The 20,513-nt window shown below is 72.3% G+C and carries 20 protein-coding genes; 10 read left to right on the forward strand and 10 right to left on the reverse strand.

Annotated elements, in window-relative coordinates; genetic code table 11:
- The first annotated feature begins 50 nt into the window (after nucleotides 1–50).
- Nucleotides 51–1,526 carry an MFS transporter gene (locus tag ACFVDP_RS26240; protein WP_383494277.1) on the forward strand — a complete coding sequence of 492 codons (1,476 nt, stop codon included), beginning with the start codon at nucleotides 51–53 and terminating at the stop codon, nucleotides 1,524–1,526.
- Here ACFVDP_RS26240 and ACFVDP_RS26245 read toward each other — a convergent pair.
- Nucleotides 1,505–2,416 (reverse strand): helix-turn-helix transcriptional regulator, encoded by a 912-nt coding sequence (locus ACFVDP_RS26245; RefSeq protein WP_383494280.1) that lies wholly within the window; start codon nucleotides 2,414–2,416, stop codon nucleotides 1,505–1,507. The two genes, ACFVDP_RS26240 and ACFVDP_RS26245, sit on opposite strands and share 22 nt — an antisense overlap.
- Nucleotides 2,417–2,517: 101 nt before the next feature.
- Between ACFVDP_RS26245 and ACFVDP_RS26250 the strand changes: the two genes are divergently transcribed.
- A complete protein-coding gene (locus ACFVDP_RS26250; RefSeq protein WP_383494283.1) occupies nucleotides 2,518–3,948 on the forward strand; it encodes an MFS transporter in 1,431 nt (476 codons plus the stop codon).
- Here the strand turns inward: ACFVDP_RS26250 and ACFVDP_RS26255 are convergent.
- The gene (locus ACFVDP_RS26255; protein WP_383494286.1) at nucleotides 3,928–4,410 is read right to left on the reverse strand and encodes a hypothetical protein; all 483 of its coding nucleotides are present in this window, start codon (nucleotides 4,408–4,410) and stop codon (nucleotides 3,928–3,930) included. The genes ACFVDP_RS26250 and ACFVDP_RS26255 overlap by 21 nt on opposite strands.
- 113 nt (nucleotides 4,411–4,523) lie before the next feature.
- On the opposite strand from ACFVDP_RS26255, the gene ACFVDP_RS26260 reads away from it, so the two are divergent.
- The 3 genes from ACFVDP_RS26260 (at nucleotide 4,524) to ACFVDP_RS26270 (ending at nucleotide 6,846) form a co-directional block, all read left to right on the forward strand.
- A complete protein-coding gene (locus ACFVDP_RS26260) occupies nucleotides 4,524–5,087 on the forward strand; it encodes a DinB family protein (RefSeq protein WP_383494289.1) in 564 nt (187 codons plus the stop codon).
- A gap of 133 nt (nucleotides 5,088–5,220) precedes the next feature.
- The gene (locus ACFVDP_RS26265) at nucleotides 5,221–6,231 is read left to right on the forward strand and encodes an aldo/keto reductase (RefSeq protein WP_383494292.1); all 1,011 of its coding nucleotides are present in this window, start codon (nucleotides 5,221–5,223) and stop codon (nucleotides 6,229–6,231) included.
- Between the two features lie 24 nt (nucleotides 6,232–6,255).
- Complete coding sequence (locus ACFVDP_RS26270; protein WP_383494295.1) at nucleotides 6,256–6,846, forward strand: TetR family transcriptional regulator; 591 nt, start codon at nucleotides 6,256–6,258, stop codon at nucleotides 6,844–6,846.
- On the opposite strand, the gene ACFVDP_RS26275 is transcribed toward ACFVDP_RS26270, so the two are convergent.
- Nucleotides 6,843–8,060 carry a hypothetical protein gene (locus tag ACFVDP_RS26275; RefSeq protein ID WP_383494298.1) on the reverse strand — a complete coding sequence of 406 codons (1,218 nt, stop codon included), beginning with the start codon at nucleotides 8,058–8,060 and terminating at the stop codon, nucleotides 6,843–6,845. The genes ACFVDP_RS26270 and ACFVDP_RS26275 overlap by 4 nt on opposite strands.
- Nucleotides 8,057–9,208, reverse strand: a complete 1,152-nt coding sequence (locus tag ACFVDP_RS26280) for a ThiF family adenylyltransferase (RefSeq protein WP_383494301.1) — start codon at nucleotides 9,206–9,208, stop codon at nucleotides 8,057–8,059. The genes ACFVDP_RS26275 and ACFVDP_RS26280 overlap by 4 nt, the downstream gene beginning before the upstream one ends.
- 261 nt (nucleotides 9,209–9,469) lie before the next feature.
- On the opposite strand from ACFVDP_RS26280, the gene ACFVDP_RS26285 reads away from it, so the two are divergent.
- A complete protein-coding gene (locus ACFVDP_RS26285) occupies nucleotides 9,470–10,732 on the forward strand; it encodes a M14 family zinc carboxypeptidase (RefSeq protein WP_383494304.1) in 1,263 nt (420 codons plus the stop codon).
- Here ACFVDP_RS26285 and ACFVDP_RS26290 read toward each other — a convergent pair.
- Together ACFVDP_RS26290 and ACFVDP_RS26295 are read right to left on the reverse strand one after the other, a co-directional pair.
- Nucleotides 10,729–10,983 (reverse strand): hypothetical protein, encoded by a 255-nt coding sequence (locus tag ACFVDP_RS26290; protein ID WP_383494307.1) that lies wholly within the window; start codon nucleotides 10,981–10,983, stop codon nucleotides 10,729–10,731. The genes ACFVDP_RS26285 and ACFVDP_RS26290 overlap by 4 nt on opposite strands.
- Before the next feature lie 95 nt (nucleotides 10,984–11,078).
- Entirely contained in the window at nucleotides 11,079–12,461 is a 1,383-nt protein-coding gene (locus ACFVDP_RS26295) for a glycine--tRNA ligase (RefSeq protein WP_383494310.1), read from the reverse strand.
- A gap of 188 nt (nucleotides 12,462–12,649) precedes the next feature.
- Between ACFVDP_RS26295 and ACFVDP_RS26300 the strand changes: the two genes are divergently transcribed.
- The 4 genes from ACFVDP_RS26300 (at nucleotide 12,650) to ACFVDP_RS26315 (ending at nucleotide 15,806) form a co-directional block, all read left to right on the forward strand.
- Nucleotides 12,650–13,627, forward strand: a complete 978-nt coding sequence (locus ACFVDP_RS26300; protein ID WP_383494313.1) for a metal ABC transporter substrate-binding protein — start codon at nucleotides 12,650–12,652, stop codon at nucleotides 13,625–13,627.
- Nucleotides 13,628–13,662: 35 nt separating this feature from the next.
- The gene (locus tag ACFVDP_RS26305; protein WP_383494316.1) at nucleotides 13,663–14,439 is read left to right on the forward strand and encodes a metal ABC transporter ATP-binding protein; all 777 of its coding nucleotides are present in this window, start codon (nucleotides 13,663–13,665) and stop codon (nucleotides 14,437–14,439) included.
- Between the two features lies 1 nt (nucleotide 14,440).
- Nucleotides 14,441–15,337 (forward strand): metal ABC transporter permease, encoded by an 897-nt coding sequence (locus tag ACFVDP_RS26310; RefSeq protein ID WP_383494319.1) that lies wholly within the window; start codon nucleotides 14,441–14,443, stop codon nucleotides 15,335–15,337.
- A 67-nt stretch (nucleotides 15,338–15,404) separates the two neighbouring features.
- Nucleotides 15,405–15,806, forward strand: a complete 402-nt coding sequence (locus tag ACFVDP_RS26315; RefSeq protein ID WP_383494322.1) for a Fur family transcriptional regulator — start codon at nucleotides 15,405–15,407, stop codon at nucleotides 15,804–15,806.
- Nucleotides 15,807–16,000: 194 nt separating this feature from the next.
- Here the strand turns inward: ACFVDP_RS26315 and ACFVDP_RS26320 are convergent, their stop codons facing one another.
- From ACFVDP_RS26320 to ACFVDP_RS26335, 4 genes are read right to left on the reverse strand one after another with little or no spacing between them, the layout of a single operon-like run.
- Nucleotides 16,001–16,834: an isoprenyl transferase gene (locus tag ACFVDP_RS26320; protein ID WP_383494325.1), complete on the reverse strand. Its 834-nt coding sequence runs from the start codon at nucleotides 16,832–16,834 to the stop codon at nucleotides 16,001–16,003.
- Between the two features lie 28 nt (nucleotides 16,835–16,862).
- Entirely contained in the window at nucleotides 16,863–17,612 is a 750-nt protein-coding gene (recO, locus tag ACFVDP_RS26325; RefSeq protein WP_383494328.1) for a DNA repair protein RecO, read from the reverse strand.
- On the reverse strand, nucleotides 17,609–17,740 hold the full coding sequence (locus ACFVDP_RS26330; RefSeq protein ID WP_383494331.1) for a hypothetical protein: 132 nt from the start codon (nucleotides 17,738–17,740) through the stop codon (nucleotides 17,609–17,611). Before ACFVDP_RS26330 ends, recO begins: the two co-directional genes overlap by 4 nt.
- 15 nt (nucleotides 17,741–17,755) lie before the next feature.
- Nucleotides 17,756–20,494 (reverse strand): ATP-binding protein, encoded by a 2,739-nt coding sequence (locus tag ACFVDP_RS26335; protein WP_383494334.1) that lies wholly within the window; start codon nucleotides 20,492–20,494, stop codon nucleotides 17,756–17,758.
- Nucleotides 20,495–20,513: the final 19 nt, after the last annotated feature.

Below are 20,513 nucleotides of genomic sequence, written 5' to 3' on the forward strand. Positions count from 1 at the left end.
CTCCCACCTCGCGTACCCGTCCCGAGCCCACTGCGGCTACCGTCGAATACATGCCCGATGCACCCAACCAGCCCACCCTGACGTCCCGGCGGCGCACGCTGATCCTCGCGATCTGCTGCATGAGCCTGCTGATCGTCAGCCTCGACATCACCGTCCTGAACGTCGCCCTGCCCTCCATGGCGAAGGAGTTCGACGCCCCGCTGTCGGGCATGCAGTGGACGATCGACGGCTACACCGTGGTCCTCGCCTCGCTGCTGATGCTGGCCGGGTCGACGGCCGACCGGATCGGCCGCCGCAAGGTCTTCATGACCGGGCTTGTGATCTTCACGGCCGCGTCGGTGGCCTGCTCGCTGGCCCCCACCCTGGAGTCGCTGGTCGCCTTCCGCATGGTGCAGGCGGTCGGCGGTTCGATGCTCAACCCGGTCGCGATGTCGATCATCACCAACACCTTCACCGATCCGCGCGAGCGGGCCCGCGCCATCGGGGTGTGGGGCGGCGTCGTCGGCATTTCGATGGCCGCGGGCCCGATCATGGGCGGCCTCCTCGTGGACTCGGTCGGCTGGCGCTCGATCTTCTGGATCAACCTGCCGGTCGGCGTCGCGGCCCTCCTGCTCACCCTGCGCTACGTCCCCGAGTCCCGTGCCCCCAGGGCCCGCCGCCCCGACCCGGTCGGCCAGATCCTGGTCATCGCGCTGCTCGGCTCACTGACGTACGCGATCATCGAGGCGCCGTCGGCGGGCTGGACCTCGGCGCGGATCGTCGGCTGCGCGGTGGTCGCTGCGGCCGCCCTCGCCGGCATCCTGCGGTACGAGCCGCGCCGCACGGAGCCCCTGATCGACCTGCGGTTCTTCCGTTCGGCGCCGTTCAGCGGGGCCGCGGTGATCGCGGTGTGCGGCTTCGCGGCGCTCGGCGGTTTCCTGTTCGTGTCGACGCTGTACCTCCAGGACGTACGGGGCCTGGACGCGCTGCACGCCGGTCTGTGGATGCTGCCGATGGCGACGATGGCGCTGGTGTGCGCGCCGCTGTCGGGCCGGCTGGTCGGCAACCGGGGGCCAAGGCTGCCGCTGCTGATCGCGGGCTCCACGATGACGGTGAGCGGGGTGATGTTCGCGGCCTTCGACGCCGAGACGTCGAACTGGTCGCTGGTCGTCGCCTACGTCCTGTTCGGCATCGGCTTCGGTTTCGTGAACGCGCCGATCACCAACACGGCGGTCTCCGGGATGCCGCGCGCCCAGGCAGGGGTGGCCGCGGCCGTCGCCTCCACCAGCCGGCAGATCGGCCAGACCCTCGGGGTCGCCGTGATCGGCGCGGTGCTCGCCTCGGGCATCGCCTCGTCCGCGTACGCCCAGACGTTCGTCGGCGCGAGCCGGGCCTGCTGGTGGATCATCGCCGGGTGCGGCCTCGCGGTCCTGGTACTCGGCGCGGTGACCAGCGGGCCGTGGGCACGGGAGACGGCGCGGCGCACGGCGGAGCGCCTGGAGGAGCCGGAGGACGCGGCCGCAGCTCAGGCCTCGGCCGGGGCCTGAGCGCGGGCGGTCGCCAGCGCCTGGAGCCGCTCCAGACGGTCGCGGCTCTCGTCGTCGGCCGGGGTGTAGGTGACCAGGCGCGCGGCGCCGTTGCGGCCGATCCACAAATCGGTGTGGGCGACGGTGACCGGGCCGACCACCTGGTGGCGGAAGTACTTGGTGCGGCTGTCCACGGAGCGCAGGACCTCGTAGCGCTCCCACAGCGCGCCGAACTCATCGGACTCGTCGAGCAGCCGCTTCAGGAGCACCTTGAAGCCGGAGCCGCCGATGTTGTCGGCCATCGCGGCGCGGAACTTGGCGGTCATCGTGCGCAGCACCTCGTCGAGGTGGACGACCGAGGAGCGCCACTGCTCGTTCGTGAACGCGAGCAGCAGCAGGTTGCGGTCCTCGACCGGCACCGCGTCCAGGTCGCAGAAGAGCTCTCCGTACGTGCGGTTGTAGGCGAGGATGTCGTACTTGCTGTTCTGCACGGACGCCGGGTACGGCTCCAACTGCCTCAGCACGTCCTGGAGTTCGGGTGTGACGCGGGCGCAGCCCGGCACCGGGCTCGGGTCGATCACCCCGGCGAGCCCGAACAGGTGGGTCCGCTCCCCCGCGTCCAGGCGCAGGGTGCGCGCGAGCGCGTCGAGCACCTGCGCGGAGACCTGGATGTCGCGGGCCTGCTCCAGCCACGTGTACCAGGTGACGCCGACCGCGGAGAGGTGCGCGACCTCCTCGCGGCGCAGGCCCGGCGTGCGACGGCGCGGGCCCCGCGGCAGGCCGACGTCCTCCGGGGTGATGCGCTCGCGGCGCGAGCGCAGGAACCCGGCGAGTTCGTGGCGCCGGATCTCGGTGGGCCGCACGTCCTGGATGGCCGGGATGCCCCGCACGTCCTGCGTCATCGTGGTCATGCCTCCATGGTGAGGGCGGGCCGATCCTGTTTCCAGGTGGTTCTTCTACCAGGATAAAGACTCTCTGGTACCAGTCTCCGCGAAGGCGGACGCTCAATGTCATGACCACCACCTCACCGGCCCCGCCGGTCGTCACCGCACCGGCGCCGGGCCCGTCGCTGTCCGGCGCGGGCCTGCTGACCGTGCTCCTCGGCGCGGCCCTCCCGCTGATCGACTTCTTCATCGTCAACGTCGCCCTGCCCACCATCGACCACGATCTGCACGCCAGTGAGCCCGTTCTCGAACTCGTCGTCGCCGGGTACGGCATCGCGTACGCCGTGCTGCTCGTCCTCGGCGGCCGGATCGGCGACGCGGTCGGACGCCGCAGGCTGTTCATCGGCGGCATGGCCGCGTTCGGCCTGACCTCGCTGGCCTGCGGTCTCGCACCGAGCGCCGGGACGCTGGTGGCGGCGCGGATCGCGCAGGGCGCGGCGTCGGCGGCGATGCTGCCGCAGGTGCTCGCCACGATCCAGGCGACGACCACCGGGCAGCGCCGGGCCAAGGCCATGAGCCTGTACGGAGCCACGGCAGGGCTTTCGATGGTCGCGGGTCAGGTGCTCGGCGGGGTGCTGGTCTCCGCCGACCTGTTCGGCACCGGCTGGCGCTCGGTGTTCCTGGTGAACGTGCCCGTCGCGGTCGTCGCCCTGATCCTCGCCGTCCGCACGGTCCCCGAGACCCGCTCGGCCCGCCCCGAGCCGCTCGACGGCCCCGGCACGGTGCTGCTCACCCTCGCCCTGCTCTCCCTGCTCGTGCCGCTCACCGAGGGCCAGGCGTCGGGCTGGCCGCTGTGGACCTGGCTGTCGCTCGCGGCGTTCCCGCTCCTCGCGTACCTCTTCTACGCGGTCGAGGCCCGGGCCGACCGGGCGGGCCGGACTCCGCTGATCCCGCCGTCCCTGCTGCGCCTGACGTCCCTGCGCCGCGGTCTCGTCATGATGGTGCCGTTCTCGATCGGCTTCTCGGGCTTCATGTTCGTGATCGCCGTCGCGCTGCAACAGGGCGAGCGGGTCGCCGCGACGACGGCGGGGCTCGCACTGGCTCCCATGGCGGGCGCGTTCTTCGTGACCTCGCTGCTCGGCCCGCGTCTGGTGGCCCGCTGGGGCACCCGCGTCGTCACGGCCGGCGGTCTGCTGCAAGGGCTCGGCATCGGCCTGATCGCCCTCGCGGCCTGGCGGACCTGGCCCGACCTGGGCATCGTGCAGTTGCTGCCGGGCGCGGTCGTCGCCGGAATCGGGCAGGCGCTCCAGCTCCCCGTGCTGTTCCGGATCATCCTCTCCGAGGTACCGGCGACCAGGGCGGGCGTCGGCGGCGGCGTGATGACCACGACCCAGCAGGCGTCCCTGGCCCTGGGCGTGGCCACGCTCGGCACCCTGTTCCTGTCGCTGGCCCCGCACGTCGGCATGCGCGACGCCCTGGTGACGACGCTCGTGGTGCAGCTCGTGGCGATCGCCGTGACGGTGGCGCTGAGCCTGCGGCTACCGCGCCGGATCGCCTGACGCGTGGACGCGCCGGGCGCGCCGCTCGGACTCGACGGCGGCCCAGGCGCCGAGCCCGGCCGCCGTCAGGCCGAGGACGGCGAGCGCCGGGTTCACATAGCCGGGGACTGCGTCGGCGGGGTGGTGGCCGCCGTCGCTCGTCACGCACACGAAGCGCAGGGGAACGTAGTCCACGTCGTAGCCGACGGTGTGGAAGGCGACCTCCTGCCCGAGGGACCGGCACGGCCGCAGCGGCGCCGAGTCGGTCCCGCCGTCCTCCGCGCTCACCACGGCGCCCGCGACGAAGAGCATCCCCCACGCGTACATCAGCACCGCGAGCCCGGCGGCGACGACCGCGAACGCCTGGAGCAGCGGCCCGTGTTCACCCTCCCGCCGCGCGGATCGGAACAGCAGACCGGACCCGGTCAGCAGGAGCGCGAACCCGGTGACCACCACAGCGAGGAAGATCGCGAGCGTCGACATCCGGCGACTTCAGCACGCCCGCGACGGCGCCCACCGTGACGGAAGCCACTCCTCCGGCCACAGGCGTGTCACAACACCCCCGGCCCGACCCCCGGGAGTCAAGGATGACGGCCATGACCGACCCTTCCGCCACCACCGCACGGTCCCGCCGCGGCGACATCATCGACGCCCCCGGCTCCGAGGCCCGCTTCACCTTCCCCGCCACCGGCGACGAACGCACCCTGCTCGCCGCGATGCTCACCGCACAGCGCGCCACGCTGGAGCTCAAGTGCGTCGGCTTGGACGACGAGTTGGCGACGTGTCCGGCCGCACCCTCGACGCTCTCCCTGCTCGGCCTCGTACGGCATCTGACCGATGTGGAGCGGCACTGGTTCCGACGGGTGCTGGCCGGGCAGGACGTCCCGCGCCTGTACACGTCCCCGGACAACCCGGACGGCGACTTCGACGACGCCGCCACGGCGGACCCGGCGGCGGCCTGGGCGGCCTGGCACGCGGAGGCCGCCTTCGCCGACGAACTCATCACCACCGCACCGGACTTGGACATCGAGGGCACCGACCCCTGGCGCGGCAGGGTCTGCCTGCGCTGGGTCGTGGTGCACATGATCGAGGAGTACGCGCGGCACAACGGCCACGCGGATCTGCTGAGGGAGCGGATCGACGGGGTGATCGGGGCGTAGGCCCCACCGACCGCGCCATGGCGAACAACGACGGACAGGCAACAGACGACAGGTGGCAGGTGGCAGGTGGACAGGTGACAAGTAACAGATGACAGATATTGAAATCTGTTATCTGTCATGTCAGGCTGGAGGCATGAACCTTCCCACGCGAACCCTCGGTACCACCGGCCCCCGCACCGCCCCCGTCGGCCTCGGCTGCATGGGCATGTCGGCGCTGTACGGCGAGAGCGACCGGACCGAGTCCATCGCCACCGTCCATGCCGCGCTCGACGCGGGCGTGACGCTCCTCGACACCGGCGACTTCTACGCCATGGGGCACAACGAGATGCTGATCGGCGAGGCCCTGCGCTCGGCGCCCGCCGCGGCCCGGGCCAATGCGCTGACCAGCGTGAAGTTCGGCGCCCTGCGTGACCCGGACGGCGGCTGGTCGGGCTACGACGGGCGGCCCGAGGCCGTGCGGAACTTCGTGGCGTACTCGCTCCAGCGGCTCGGCGTCGACCACATCGACGTCTACCGGATCGCCCGGCTCGACCCGGACGTGCCGATCGAGGAGACGGTCGGGGCCATCGCCGAGCTGGTCGAGAAGGGCCATGTGCGGCACATCGGGCTGAGCGAGGTCGGCGCGGAGACCATCCGCCGGGCCGCCGCCACCGCCCCGATCTCGGACCTCCAGATCGAGTACTCGCTCATCTCGCGCGGCATCGAGGACACGATCCTGCCCACCACCCGCGAGCTGGGCATCGGCATCACCGCGTACGGCGTGCTCTCGCGCGGGCTGATCTCCGGGCACTACACCCGCGACCGGCAGCTCGCCCCGGGCGACTTCCGCTCCTTCTCGCCCCGCTTCCAGGGGGAGAATCTGGACCACAACCTGAACCTGGTCGAGCAGCTCCGCAAGATCGCCGAGCAGAAGGGCGTCAGCGTCGCCCAGATCGCGATCGCCTGGGTGCTCAGCCGTGGTGAGGACATCGTGCCGCTGATCGGCGCCCGCAGCCGGACCCGGCTGACCGAGGCACTGGGCGCGCTCGACGTGACGCTGGACGACGCCGACCTCGCCGCGATCGAGCGGGCCGTGCCCGTGGGCGCCGCCGCCGGCGACCGTTACGCGGCGGCACAGATGGCTGACCTCGACAGCGAGCGCTGACCGTGTCCGGGTACGGTCACTGACATGGCACCGACCACCGAGACCCTGACCCCCGAGCGCATCCTCGCCGCGACCGAGGACGTGCTGCGCCGCCACGGCGCCGCGAAGGCGACCGTGGTCGACGTGGCCCGCGCGCTCGGCGTCAGCCACGGCTCGGTGTACCGCCACTTCCGTACGAAGGCCGAGCTGCGCGGCGCGGTGACCAAGCGCTGGCTGGACCGGACCACCGGCGTCCTGTCGGCGGTCACGGACGGCGCCGAGCGGCCCGCGGCCAAGCTGCGGCAGTGGCTGACGGCCCTCTTCGACGCCAAGCGGCACAAGGCGGGCGACGACCCGGAGCTGTTCGCCACCTACACGGTTCTGACGACGGAGAACAGCGAGGTGGTCGACGCCCACATCGCCGAACTCCTCGGCCAGCTCACGACGATCGTCGAACAGGGCGTGGCTCAGGGCGAGTTCGACGTCCCCGACACCACGGCGACGGTCCGCGCGATCTTCGAGGCGACCGCCCACTTCCACGACCCGGTGTACGCCCCGGAGTGGACCCGCCCGGACGCACAGGCGGCGTTCGGCGCGGTGGTGGACCTGGTGATGCGGGGCATCGAGAAGCGCTAACGCCTTCTGGCGGCGCGGGACGCCTTTCTTCCCCGCCACCAGGTCACCGCCCACAGGACGTTGACCGAACCGAGGACGAGCAGCACCGTCGCCGCGTCCGCGTTGCCCGCGAGTCCGTGCCCGGGGCCGAGGCCACGCGCCGCGCGGACCAGCAGGGTCACGTCGGCGGGCAGCGTCACACAGGCCATGAACGCCAGGCAGAGCACGGTGCCGACGACGAGGACCACGCTGTAGCCGCGTACCGCCCGGCGCTCGTGCGCGGGCAGTTCGCGGCTCGGATCGTGCCCCGCGCGGCGCGTCACGCGCCGGGCCGCGTACCGGGCGTACGCGAGCCCGTCCCCGTACAGATCCCGGCAGCCGGTGAGGTCCTGGAGGACGAAGTACAGGTCGGTGCGGGTGAACACCATGAGCTGGAAGGGCAGCGGCAGCAGGGCGAGCAGCAGTCCGGCCGCGAGCAGCCGGTGGGCCGTCGGGCCGGGGTCCGCCGCGGCGAGGACCAGCAGCAGGCAGGACGCGACGGACAGGTTGAGGGCGATGCCGGCCAGGTAGGCGGTCATCCGGTGGCGGCGCGGGGCCAGTTCGATGCCGCTGATGTCGGTCTGCATCACGAGGAACTGCAATCGGGTGCCGAGCCGGATGCGCCCCGGCACGCCTGCGGCGCGGGCCGTCACCAGGTGGGCCAGCTCGTGGGCGAGGACCAGCGCCCAGCCTGCCGCCGCCCCGCTGAGCAGGACCAGGCTGCCGTGCCTGCTCCACAGCAGATCGCGGTAGCCGGGCAGCAGTTCGGGATCACGGACCAGGGCGACGAGCGCCGCCGCGAGCAGTGCCGCGACGAGCCAGGGCAGCACCGGGTGCAGGGCGAGTCTGGCGTGGCGCGGGCGCAGCCGGGGCAGCGACGCGGGCGGCGGCGCGGTGTCCGGCAGCGGGCGTGCGCCGATCCGGGCCACGAAGCCGAGGGCGGCCAGATCCTCGACGAACTCCGTGATCCCGAACTCCTCGCCCGTCTCGGCGCGCAGCGTCTCGGCGGCGTCGGCCACCGTCCCTCCCCCGCGCAGGAGTTGGACGGCCCGCGCTCCGGCGTACGGCAGGGCGACGAAGGTGCGGGTGGCCATCCGGCCCACGATCCAGTCGTCCCGGTCGCGCCGCACCGCGAGGTCGTGCAGGACCACTTGGGTCTCGGGCGTGATCCGGGGCAGGTCGGCGGTGTCCGTCACGGGCGGTCCGCCTTCCCCGGTGTGCCGCAGGCGGGGCAGTCGGGGCGGGGCTCGCAGCGCTGGAGGACGGGATCGCCGGGGACCATGAGGTTGAGGCCGTGGCGGTAGCCGGGGTCGACCGGCGGGATGCCGCACAGCAGCGTGAGCGCGGCCTGTGCCAGGAGACTGCCGGACAGGCTCGCGGTGACGGCGTTGGCCGGGTTCCACGGCATGCGGGGCGAGGCGACGTCCTCGTCCTGGCCGGGGGCGAGCCGCAGATCCCGCCGCTCGATCTCGGCGTCGCGCAGGCACTGCCAGCACGGGCCCTTGCCGGGCACGAAGACGCCCACAGCGACCAGTGGCCCCCGGTACCCGGCCTCGGCCCAGGGCGTGCCCGTGGCGAGGCAGACCTCGTTGGCCCAGCGGCGGATCACCGCGGGCCGGTCGGCGGCGAGCAGCAGTACGTCGTACGCCGCCGGGCCGCCGCCGAGCAGGGCGTACAGGTCGTCGGGGCCGCGCACCTCGGTGCGCTCGCCCGTGAGGCGGACCGCCGGGTTCAGGGCCCGCAGGGCGCGCAGGGCCGCGTCGGTCTTGGGCGCGCCGAGATCCGTCTCGCGGTACAGGGTCTGCCGGTTGAGGTTGGACAGTTCGACGACGTCCGGGTCGACGCAGTGCAGGGCGCCCACCCCGGAGGCGACGAGGTCACGGGCGGCGGCCCCGCCGGTGCCGCCGACACCGAGCAGCAGGACCCGGGCCCGGCTCAGTCGCACCTGGGGCTCCCAGGGGCCGGTGCGCGGGGTGAGGTCCATCCAGCGCAGCAGGGTCATGCCGCGGCTGTAGCGCTCTTGTTCCGGGGCGGACAGCTCAGGGGGCGGTTCGGCGCCGGCGTCCTCGACGAAGCCGGCCGCGGCCAGGTCGGTCATCGCCTGGACGATCTCCGTGTCCGGGAGCGGCTGCCCGGGGTGGTGCCGGGTCACCTCGGCGACGACGGCCGCGGCGTCGCGGGTGCCGTCCATGGACTCCACCAGCGTCCACAGCCAGCCCTGGGGGTCGGCGACCTCGGCGCCGATGCCGTGCACGACGCTGCCGATCCTGATGTTGCCGTCCACGGTCCGGTAGGCCCGGTGCTCGGGTTTGATCCGGGGCCGCCGCATCGCTCGCACCGTCATCTTCGCGCCAATCTCGTGAGTCCCAACAGGCCCTGGGCTAACGGTGATTGACAACCCTGCCGCCCAGCGCGAAGGCTGGCAAGAGCACGTCAGCGAACTGACCGACCACCCCCACGGGGATCACCCCCACAGGGATCACCCCACAGGAAGGACAGGGCATGACGCACCAGGCGAAGCCGGCGACCCGGATCAGGATCCGTCCGCTGGACAAGAAAGAGACCACAGGCGAGAGCGGCGGCAACGGCGGATCCTGATCCGACCGTGGACCGCTGCCCCACAGCCGCCGAGGTCGTCACGTCGGCCCGGCGGCTGGCCGCCCGGCATCCCGGGACCTGCCGGCTGCGCCGGATCGGGCTCTCGCGCGCCGGGCGGCCGATCCTGCTCCTGTCCGTGGGCCACGGACGGGAGCACGTCCTCGTCGTCGCGGGACCGCACCCCGACGAGCCGGTCGGCGGGGCGAGCGCGCTGGCCCTCGCCGGGCGCGTGGCGGGCGGTGAGCACCCCTCGCCCGCGACCGGCCCTGCTCGGGTCACCTGGGACATCGTCCTGTGCCTCGACCCGGACGGCGCCGCGCTGAGCGGGCCCGCCCCCGACGACACCTTGGCCGGTTACTACCGCACCGCGTTCCGCCCGGTCGCCGCGCACCAGCCGGAGTGGGCGCCGATCGCCGGGGGCCCGCTGCCGGAGACCCGCGCCCTGTTCCGGCTCATCGACGAGGTGCGGCCGGTGCTCCAGTGCTCGCTGCACGGCACCGACGCGGGCGGCAGCTGGGTGCAGCTGACCCGTGAACTGCCGGGCCTGGCCGCCCCGTTCGCGGCCAGTGCCGACGCCTGCGCGATCCCGCTCCAGCACGGCACCTACGACGCGCCGAACTGGGACAACCCGAGTCCCGGCGTCTTCGTCCTGCCCGCGCGCGACGCCGCGGGCCGGCTGCCGCAGGGCACGGACGACATCGGGCCGACGACCTGGTGCGCCCCACAGATCTACGGCGGGGTCACGGCCATCGTCGAAGTCCCCATCTGGGCGGCGGAGTCGGCCGCGGATCCGGCGCCGTACCCCGACACCGGGAACGCCCTGCGCGAGCTGTCCCGGCTGGTGCGGGGCGGTGGCGCCCAGGTGACCTCGGTCCTCGACAAGGCCGCCGCATTCCTCCCCTCCGCCGCCGACAGCGCGCCGCGCCGCGTCCTGGACTGGATGGCCGAGGACCTCTTCGACCTGGTCGCCGCCTCCTGGGAGCCGCTGATCGGCCGGGCCGCCGCGCTGCCGACGGCGCAGCTCACCGCACTGGAGATCGCGGCCCGCCGGCAGCCGCTGCGCGCCGCCGGCCTGCTGCTGCGGCTCCTCGACGCGTCACCCGATCCGGCCGCACCGGCGCTGCACGCGGAGCTGGAGCAGTTGTTCCGCACATGGTGCGCCGACTTCGAGAAGGCGCTGGGCCTGCGCCGGGTACCGGTCGAGCGACAGGTCGCCCATCAGGTCGCCACGGTGGTGGCGGCCGCCGAGTGCGTGCTCGGCGACCGCTAGGACCTGTCCCCGCCCTTGTCCTTGTCGTTGCTGTTGCTGTTGCTGTTGTCGGAACCCGGGTCCACCGTCGCCTGGTGCGCCTGCTCCAGGTGTTCCTCGGCCTTCAGCCACGGCAGGAACTGCGCCGTTCTTCGCCAGCCGCACGTGTCGCACGTCAACTGGCGCTGCATACCCGCTTTTTCGACCCGCACGACATGACCGCGCCCGTGCTGGTCCCAGCGGCTGACTCTGCTGCTCGTCATGTGAGGCACACGCCGCAGTGTGCAGCAAAAAGCCCCGGCCCACCGCCGAAACGGCGGGCCGGGGCTTTCAGTGCCTCAGTCGCGAACCCTGACGCGGACCCTGATCAGCAGCCGACCAGGCGCGCGGCCAGGTAGCCCTCGATCTGGTCGAGGGAGACGCGCTCCTGCTTCATGGTGTCGCGCTCGCGCACGGTCACCGCGTTGTCCTCGAGGGTGTCGAAGTCGACGGTGACGCAGAACGGCGTGCCGATCTCGTCCTGGCGACGGTAGCGGCGGCCGATGGCACCGGCGTCGTCGAAGTCGATGTTCCAGTTCTGGCGCAGCGCGGCGGCCAGACCCTTCGCCTTCGGCGACAGCTCCGGGTTGCGGGACAGCGGGAGCACCGCGACCTTCACCGGGGCGATGCGGTGGTCGAAGCGCATGACCGTGCGCTTCTCCATCTTGCCCTTGGCGTTGGGCGCCTCGTCCTCGAAGTACGAGTCGAGCATGAACGCCAGCATCGTGCGGCCGACACCGGCGGCGGGCTCGATGACGTACGGCGTGTAGCGCTCGCCCTTCTCCTGGTCGAAGTAGGAGAGGTCCTGGCCGGAGGCCTTGGAGTGCGCGGACAGGTCGTAGTCCGTGCGGTTGGCGACGCCCTCCAGCTCGCCCCACTCGCTGCCGCCGAAGCGGAAGCGGTACTCGATGTCAGCGGTGCGCTTGGAGTAGTGGGAGAGCTTCTCCTTCGGGTGCTCGAACCACCGCATGTTCTCCTCGCGCAGGCCCAGGCCGGTGTACCAGTTCCAGCGCTGCTCCATCCAGTACTCCTGCCACTGCTCGTCCTCGCCCGGCTTGACGAAGAATTCCATCTCCATCTGCTCGAACTCGCGGGTGCGGAAGATGAAGTTGCCGGGCGTGATCTCGTTGCGGAACGACTTGCCCATCTGGGCGATGCCGAACGGCGGCTTGCGGCGCGAAGTCGTCTGCACCTGAGCGAAGTTGGTGAAGATGCCCTGCGCGGTCTCGGGACGCAGGTAGGCGACCGAGCCGCTGTCCTGGGTCGGGCCGAGGTGCGTGGAGAGCAGGCCGGAGAACTGCTTGGGCTCGGTGAAGGCGCCCTTGGTGCCGCAGTTCGGGCAGTTGATGTCCGCGAGGCCGTTCTCGGGGAGACGGCCCTTCTTCTCCTCGTACGCCTCTTCAAGGTGGTCCGCGCGGAACCGCTTGTGACAGGCGGTGCACTCGGTGAGCGGGTCGGTGAAGGTGGCGACGTGGCCGGAGGCCTGCCAGACGTCGGTGGCCAGGATCACCGACGAGTCGATACCGACGACGTCCTCGCGCGCGGTGACCATGTAGCGCCACCACTGACGCTTGAGGTTCTCCTTCAGCTCCACACCCAGCGGACCGTAGTCCCAGGCGGCACGCTGGCCGCCGTAGATCTCGCTGCAGGGGTAGACGAAGCCACGGCGCTTGCTGAGGCTGACGATGGTTTCGATCTTGTCGGCGGCCACGGTGCTCTCTTCATTACGGCGACGGTGAGCGCGCTGGATACGCGCTCCGGGAGCGAATGCCTCAGGTTACCGGCGGGCCCACCTCCCGAACCAAATCGGTTCCTGGTCACAGAGCGGGACCGAGCGGGACGAAGGTCTCGCGAAGAGCTTGTTGACAATCGTTTCCACTTTTGTTGAAAATGACTGTCATGAACGTACGCCGCTCCCCGCGTCCCTCCCGCCGCCTCATATCCACCGCCGCCGTCGCCGGAACCACGGTGCTCGGCCTGACCGTGCTGTCCGCGTGCGGGTCGTCCGCCGCCGATGGCAAGAACAGCGACGGCAAGCTGGACGTGGTGGCGTCGTTCTATCCGATGCAGTACCTCGCCGAGCAGATCGGCGGCGACCACGTCGCCGTCACCAATCTGACCGAGCCCGGCCAGGAGCCGCACGACCTCGAAGTCAGCGCCAAGCAGCGCGGCCAGCTCGAAGAGGCCGATGTCGCGGTCTACCTCAAGGGCCTGCAGCCCTCCGTCGACGAGGCGATCAGCCAGTCCGGCATCGGCGCCAAGGTCGACGCCGCCACCCTGACCGAGCTGGAGAAGCACGGCAGCGAGGTCGGCGGGCACGCCGACGAGCACGACCACGACCACGGCGGCGAAGAGGGCACGGACCCGCACATCTGGCTCGACCCGGTGAAGTACGCCGAGGTCGCCGAGGGCGTCGGCAAGGCCCTGGAGAAGGCCGACCCGGACCACGCGGCGGAGTACAAGAAGAACACCGCGACGCTGGTCGGCAAGCTGGACGGCCTGAACAAGAAGTACGAGGCCGGCCTGAAGAGCACCGACAGCAAGGTCTTCATCACCACCCACGCGGCCTTCGGCTACCTCGCCGAGCGCTACGGCCTCACCGAGGAGGCCATCAGCGGCCTCGACCCGGAGAGCGAGCCCAGCGCCGCCCGCGTCAAGGACCTCCAGAAGATGGCGAAGGCCGACGGCGTCACCACCGTCTTCTACGAGACGCTCGTCAGCGACCGGACGGCGAAGACCCTCGCGGGTGACACCGGACTGAAGACGGCCGTACTCGACCCGATCGAGGGCATCACCGAGAAGTCCCAGGGCGACGACTACATCGCGGTCATGGAGTCGAACCTGGCCGCGCTCCAGAAGGCGCTCGGCACGAAGTGACACACGGACCAGGCGACGCGAAGGACGGGGCGGACATGAGTGAACCGTTGGGCGAACCGGTGATCACCCTGCGCAAGGTGACGGCCGAGCTGGGCTCGCGCCCCGTGCTGCGCGGCATCGACCTCACGATCCGCCGCGGCGAGGTCGTCGCCCTGCTCGGCGCGAACGGCTCGGGCAAGTCGACCGCGGTGCGCAGCATCATCGGCCAGGTGCCGGTCACCGGCGGCGAGATAGAGCTGTTCGGCACGGCCCGCGGCCGGTTCAAGGACTGGGCGCGTGTGGGGTACGTCCCCCAGCGCACGACGGCCGCGGGCGGCGTGCCCGCGACGGTGACCGAGGTCGTCTCCTCGGGGCGGCTCTCCCGCGCCCGGTTCGGCATCCTGCGCCGGGCCGACCGGGACGCGGTGACCCGCGCCCTGGAGTCGGTGGGCATGGCCGACCGCGCCAAGGACTCCGTCGACGCGCTGTCCGGCGGCCAGCACCAGCGGGTGCTGATCGCCCGCGCGCTGGCCGCCCAGCCGGAGCTGCTGATCATGGACGAGCCGATGGCGGGCGTCGACCTGGCCAGCCAGGAGGTGCTGGCCGCGACGCTGCGCGAGCAGGTCGCGGCGGGCACCACCGTCCTGCTCGTCCTGCACGAACTGGGCCCGCTGGAGCCGCTGATCGACCGGGCCGTCGTCCTGCGCGACGGCTGCGTCCGGCACGACGGCCCGCCCCCGAAGGCCGTCGGCCAGCACGCGCTGCCCGGCCACGACCACGTCCACCCGCACTCCGCCGAGGCGGAGCCCGTACGCACCGGACTGCTGAGCTGACATGGAATTCCTCGACTTCGCCTTCATGCAGCGGGCGCTGCTGGCCGCCGTCCTCATCGGCATCACGGCGCCCGCCATCGGCATCTACCTCGTCCAGCGCCGCCAGGCCCTGATGGGCGACGGCATCGGGCACGTCGCGATGACCGGTGTCGGCCTCGGCTTCCTGCTGTCCACGTCGCCGGTGTGGATGGCGACGGCGGTCTCCGTGCTCGGCGCGCTGATCATGGAGCTGATCCGCTGGTACGGCAAGACGCGCGGCGACATCGCGCTCGCCATGCTCTTCTACGGCGGCATGGCGGGCGGCGTCATGCTGATCAACCTGTCGCCCGGCGGCTCGACGGCCAATCTCAGCTCGTACCTCTTCGGCTCGCTCGCGACGGTCTCCCCGGCCGACATCACGGCGATCTGCTGGCTCGCCGCGTTCGTGGTCCTGGTGACGGTCGGCCTGCGCCGGCAGCTCTTCGCCGTCAGCCAGGACGAGGAGTTCGCGCGGGTCACGGGCCTGCCGGTGCGCGCCCTTAACCTGCTGATCGCGGTCACCGCCGCGGTGACGGTGACCGTCGCCATGCGCGTCGTGGGCCTGCTCCTGGTGTCGGCGCTGATGGTGGTGCCGGTCGCGGCGGCGCAGCAGCTCACCCGTAGCTTCCGGGCCACGTTCATCTGCGCGGTGGCCATCGGCGTCGTGGTGACCCTGAGCGGCACCGTCACCTCCTACTACCAGGACGTGCCGCCCGGCGCGACGATCGTGCTCCTGACCATCGCCGTCTTCATCGTGCTGACCCTGCTGGCCACGCCGCTCGCCCGGCGCCGCGCGCGGGCCGCCGCCGCCCCTTCCGCCGACCCGGCCGCCTGCCCGATCCCGGAGCAGCAGGCGGCGGCCCCTTCCCTTCATGGCTGACTCGGCCACGGCGCCGCCTGGCACAATGGCGGCCGTACGCACGTGGCAGGGATGTGAGGAGAAACCCGTGGCAGCCCCGGTTCGAGGCAGGTCGACCCGCCAGCGCGCGGCAGTTGCGGCGGCGCTCGACGAGGTGGACGAGTTCCGCAGCGCCCAGGAACTGCACGACGTGCTCAAACACAAGGGCGACTCGGTGGGCCTGACCACGGTCTACCGCACGCTCCAGTCCCTCGCCGACGCCGGCGAGGTCGACGTGCTGCGCACCTCGGAGGGCGAGGCCGTGTACCGGCGCTGCTCCTCGGGTGACCACCATCACCATCTGGTCTGCCGGATGTGCGGCAAGGCCGTGGAGGTCGAGGGCCCGGCAGTGGAGAAGTGGGCGGAGGCCATCGCCTCCGAGCACGGCTATGTGAACGTGGCCCACACGGTGGAAATCTTCGGCACCTGCGCGGAGTGCTCCGCGGGTTGACTGGTCTCGCGATCGGGCGCGGCTCTCGTCGTGGCTGGTCGCGCAGTTCCCCGCGCCCCTGAAGGCTGCGCTTCGCGCGCCTTCCCCCTTGAAGCTGGGCTGCCCCTGGGCGAGCGGAGCTCGCTTCCAGGGGCGCGGGGAACTGCGCGAGAAGCGGCCACCGGCCGGTAGACGACCGACAACCCAAGTGGGGCCTAGCCCTCGGCCTCCAGCTGCAGCAGCACCTCATTGGGCGTGGCCCCGCCGAAGCGGCGGTCCCGGGACGCGTACTCGACGCAGGCCCGCCACAGGTCACGCCGGTCGAAGTCCGGCCACAGAACGTCCTGGAAGACCATCTCGGCGTAGGCGCTCTGCCACAGCAGATAGTTCGACGTGCGCTGCTCACCGCTGGGCCGCAGGAACAGATCGACGTCAGGCATGTCCGGGTAGTACAGGTACTTCGCGAACGTCTTCTCGCTGACCTTGGACGGATCCAGCCGCCCCGCCTTCACGTCCTCGGCAAGAGCCTGCGCGGCGTCGGCGATCTCGGCCCGCCCGCCGTAGTTCATGCAGAAGTACAGCGTCAGCTTGTCGTTGTCCTTGGTCTGCTCCTGGGAGATCTCCAGCTCCTTGGCGACCGACTTCCACAGCTTGGGCATCCGCCCCACCCACCGCACCCGCACACCCAGCTCGTCGAGCTGATCACGGGTTTTGCGGATGAAGTCCCGGTTGAAGTTCATGAGGAACTTCACCTCGTCCGGGGACCGCTTCCAGTTCTCCGTCGAGAACGCGTACAGCGAGATGGCGCCGACGCCCATCTCGATGGCGCCCTGAAGGACGTCGAGAACGCGCTCGGCGCCGACCTTGTGCCCCTCGGTGCGCGGCAGCCCGCGCTCCTTGGCCCAGCGGCCGTTGCCGTCCATCACGATGGCGACGTGCTCGGGAACCAGCTCGCCGGGGATCTTCGGCGGCCGCGCGCCCGACGGGTGCGGTTCCGGTACGACGTACTCGCGTCGTGACGACCGGCCGAGAATTCCGCGACGTGCCATGGTGGTGGGCCTCTCCCCTAGCTCAGCTTCAGCTTTTCTCTACGTATCGCAGCGAGCGCAGTCCGCGCTCCATGTGCCAGTGCAGGTACGCCGACACCAGCCCGCTGCCCTCCCGCGCGAACCTCGCCTCGCAGCCGTCCGCCGTCTCCCAGTCTCCGGTCAGCAGCGCACCGAGCAGGACGAGGGCCTGCGGTGAGGGTACGACGCTGCCCGGTACCCGGCAGTCGACGCAAACCGAGCCGCCCGCGCCGACGGAGAAGAACCGGTTGGGACCGGGCATTCCGCACTTGGCGCAGTCGCCGAAGGTGGGCGCGTAGCCGTTGACCGCGAGGGAGCGGAGCAGGAACGCGTCGAGGATGAGGTGCGGCTCGTGCTCGCCGCGGGAGAGGGTGCGCAGGGCGCCGACGAGGAGCAGGTACTGCTGGACGGCGGGCTCGCCCTCGTGGTCGGTGAACCGTTCCGCCGTCTCCAGCATGGCGGTACCGGCCGTGTACCGGGCGTAGTCCCTGACGATCCCGCCGCCGTACGGGGCGATCGTCTCGCTCTGCGTGCACAGCGGCAGCCCGCGGCCGACCAGCTCACTGTTCCGCGCGAAGAACTGCACGTCGACGTGGGAGAAGGGTTCGAGCCGCGCCCCGAACTTCGACTTGGTGCGCCGCACTCCCCGCGCGACGGCACGCACGCGCCCGTGCCCGCGAGTGAGGAGGGTGATGATGCGATCGGCTTCCCCGAGCTTCTGAGTCCGCAGCACGATGCCGTCGTCCCGGAAGAGACTCATCGCACGCCCCCACGGGTGTCCGGCCGGGGGTCCCGGGGTTGTCCCCCGGGGGAGAACAGCATGATGCGGTCCGCTTCACCCGGCTTCTGGGTGCGCAGCACGATGCCGTCGTCGCGGAACAGACTCATGGGGCCCATTGTCCCTCATGCCCAGCCCTCCCTGTGGGCGAGTGTCGCCGCCTCGGTGCGGGTGGAGGCGCCGAGCTTGGCCAGGATGTGGGAGACGTGGACCCCCGCCGTGCTCGGGGAGATGTGCAGGCGGCCCGCGATCTGCCGGTTGCTCAGGCCCTCCGCGACGAGGGCGAGCACGTCGTGTTCGCGGGCGGTCAGGCCGGGCCCGTCGGCGGTGCCCCGCCCGGCGGTGAGCGCGATCTCCCGGGCGAGCGGCCGCGCGCCCAGCGTCTCGGCCAGGGCGGCCGCCTCGGTGAGCAGGACCCGCCCGCCGTCGGCCGCGGCACGAGCGCCGTACAGCAGGCTCTGCGCCAGTTCGTAGGGCCGCCCGAGGTCGCGCCACGCGGCGACGGCCGCCGCCCACCCGGTGTCGTCGAGCAGCGCCCGCAGGAAGGTGCGCTGCGCGCTGTCGAGCCTGCCGTCGACGCCGAACCGGTCGTCGAGGGCGGCTAGTTCGGCTCGCCGGGCCGCGGCCCCGTCCCCGGCACCGGCCGCCCTGGCCCGCTGGACGAGGGCGCCCGCGATGAGCACGGGACGCGACTCGAAGCCGTGGACGAGGGCGAGGTCCGGGTCGGCGAGGGCGTCGCCGAGCAGCCGGTCGGCGCGTTCGGCGTCGCCCTGGGCGAGCGCGAGCAGGCACCGCAGGGCGTACTGGTGGCACCGGACCACCTCGCGCGGGGCGCCGGCGGTCGCGTCGAGCGTGGCCTGCGCCGACGCACGGTCGCCGCGCAGCAGCGCCAGCTGTCCGGCCAGCGAGCGCAGCACCTGTTCCTGTACGGGCGGCGGCCCCTGTTCCAGGGTCTCGGCGACGAGGGCGGCGGCCCGGTCCCACTCGCCCGCGGCCAGCAGCGCCCGCACCGCGTAGCAGGTGAGGTCGGCGCCCCGGCTGAGGCCGAGCCCGGACCGGTGGGCCTGCCGCGCGCCCGCCAGGGCCACCTCGGCGGCCCGCCGCTGCTCCCCGTCGCACAGGTGCAGGATCGCCTCGTACATCGGCACGGTCAGCAGCAGGTCCTGGGTGTCGAGGCGCTCGGCGAGGACCCGCGCCTCGGTGAGCGCGCCGAGGTCGTGGTGACGGGCGCCCGCGCCGAGCAGGCCGCGCACGGTGACCGTCGCGTCGCCGGTGCGCCGCCCGGCGAGCAGCGCCTCGTCGAACGCGCGCAGGGTCGCGGGGTCCCTGGGCAGCCCGCCCATGGCCAGCATTCCGAAGACCCGGCCGCGCTGGACGTGGTCGGGCCGGTCGGGCAGCAGCCGCAGCGCCCGTTCGAAGTCGGGGGTGCCGACTTCGTGCTGCCGGATGAGGAGACGCCCGCGATGTTCCAGGAGCAGGGCGGCGCGCTCGGGCTCGGCCCGCTCGTCGAGGGCGGCGAGTCCGGCGGTGGCGTGCTCGACGCCGCGGGCGTAGTCCCCGCTGAGCATGCAGGCCTCGGCGGCGTCGGTCAGCACGGCGGCCAGATCGACGCTCAACTCCGCGGCTGCGTCGGGGACTTGATCCCAGAGTTCGACGACCAGCTCCAGCAGGTGGGCCTGTTCCCCGTACGCGTACGAGGACCGGGCCCGGCGCGCGGCCCGGAACCCGGCGGCGAGGGCGGTCTTGTGCCGGCCGGCGGCGCGGGCGTGGGCGGCGAGTTCGGCGTGCGCGTCGGTGCCGTCGAGGGCTTCGGCGTAGCGGGCGTGCAGCCGGGCCCGCTCGCCGGGCAGCAGGTCCTCGTACACGGCCTGGCGGATGAGCGCGTGCCGGAAGTCGTAACCGTCGCCGGACGTCACCAGCAGACCACGGTCGACCAACGCCCGCAGTTGTGCGTCGAGTTGGACGCCACTGTCGTCGGCCACGCCCTCCAGGAGGCGGTGCGGGACGCGGCCGCCGCCCGCCGCGAGCAGGCCGAGCAGGCGGCGGGGCGGGTCGTCCAGCGCCCGGGGGCCGTGCAGGAGGAGGTCGCGCAGACTGTCCGGGGTGCGCTCGTCGGCGTGGGCGAGGGCTTCGACGTAGAGCGGGTTGCCGTCGCTGCGCCGGTGCACGCGGCGCACCGTCGCCTCGTCGGGGACGGCGCCGAGGATCTCGGTGAGCTGCCGGCCGACGTCGTCCGGGCTCAGCCGGGACAGCCGCACGGTGACGGTGCGCGGGCCGCGGGCGAGTTCGGCGAGCAGCGGGCCGAGCTGTCCCGCGCCGGTCTCGCCGGGGCGGTAGGTGGCGAGCAGCAGGATGCCGGGGCGGGTGAGGTTGCGGGCGAGGAAGGCGAACAGTTCGCGGGAGGCGGCGTCGGCCCAGTGCAGGTCCTCGACGGCCAGCACGAGCGGCCGGTCGGTGGCGGCCCGCTCGACGAGATCGAGGACCTCCTCGTAGAGCCGGTGTCTGCCGGTGTCCGCGGCGGCGGGCTCGCCGAACTCCGGGAACCAGCGGCCGAGTTCGCGGTAGCGGCCGGTCTCGGGGACGAGGTCGCCGCCGCGGATCAGGCGCCGCAGCACGGCCACGAACGGGGTGTACGCGAGCCCGTCCGCACCGAACTCCGTGCAGGCGCCCACGGCCGTCCGCGCGCCGGGCTCCGCCTCCCGCGCGAACTCGGCGAGCAGCCGCGACTTCCCGATGCCCGCCTCACCGGCGACCAGCGCCACCGCGGGCCCCTGCCCGAGCGCGTCGCGCCAGGTCCGCGCCAGCGTCCGAAGCGCGTCGTCACGGCCGACGCACACCGGGCTCACCACACGATCGGCCATCATCCGGCCAGCATAAATACCC

It is taken from the genome of Streptomyces sp. NPDC057694 (genome assembly GCF_042799415.1).
In the GTDB taxonomy this organism is placed as follows: domain Bacteria; phylum Actinomycetota; class Actinomycetes; order Streptomycetales; family Streptomycetaceae; genus Streptomyces.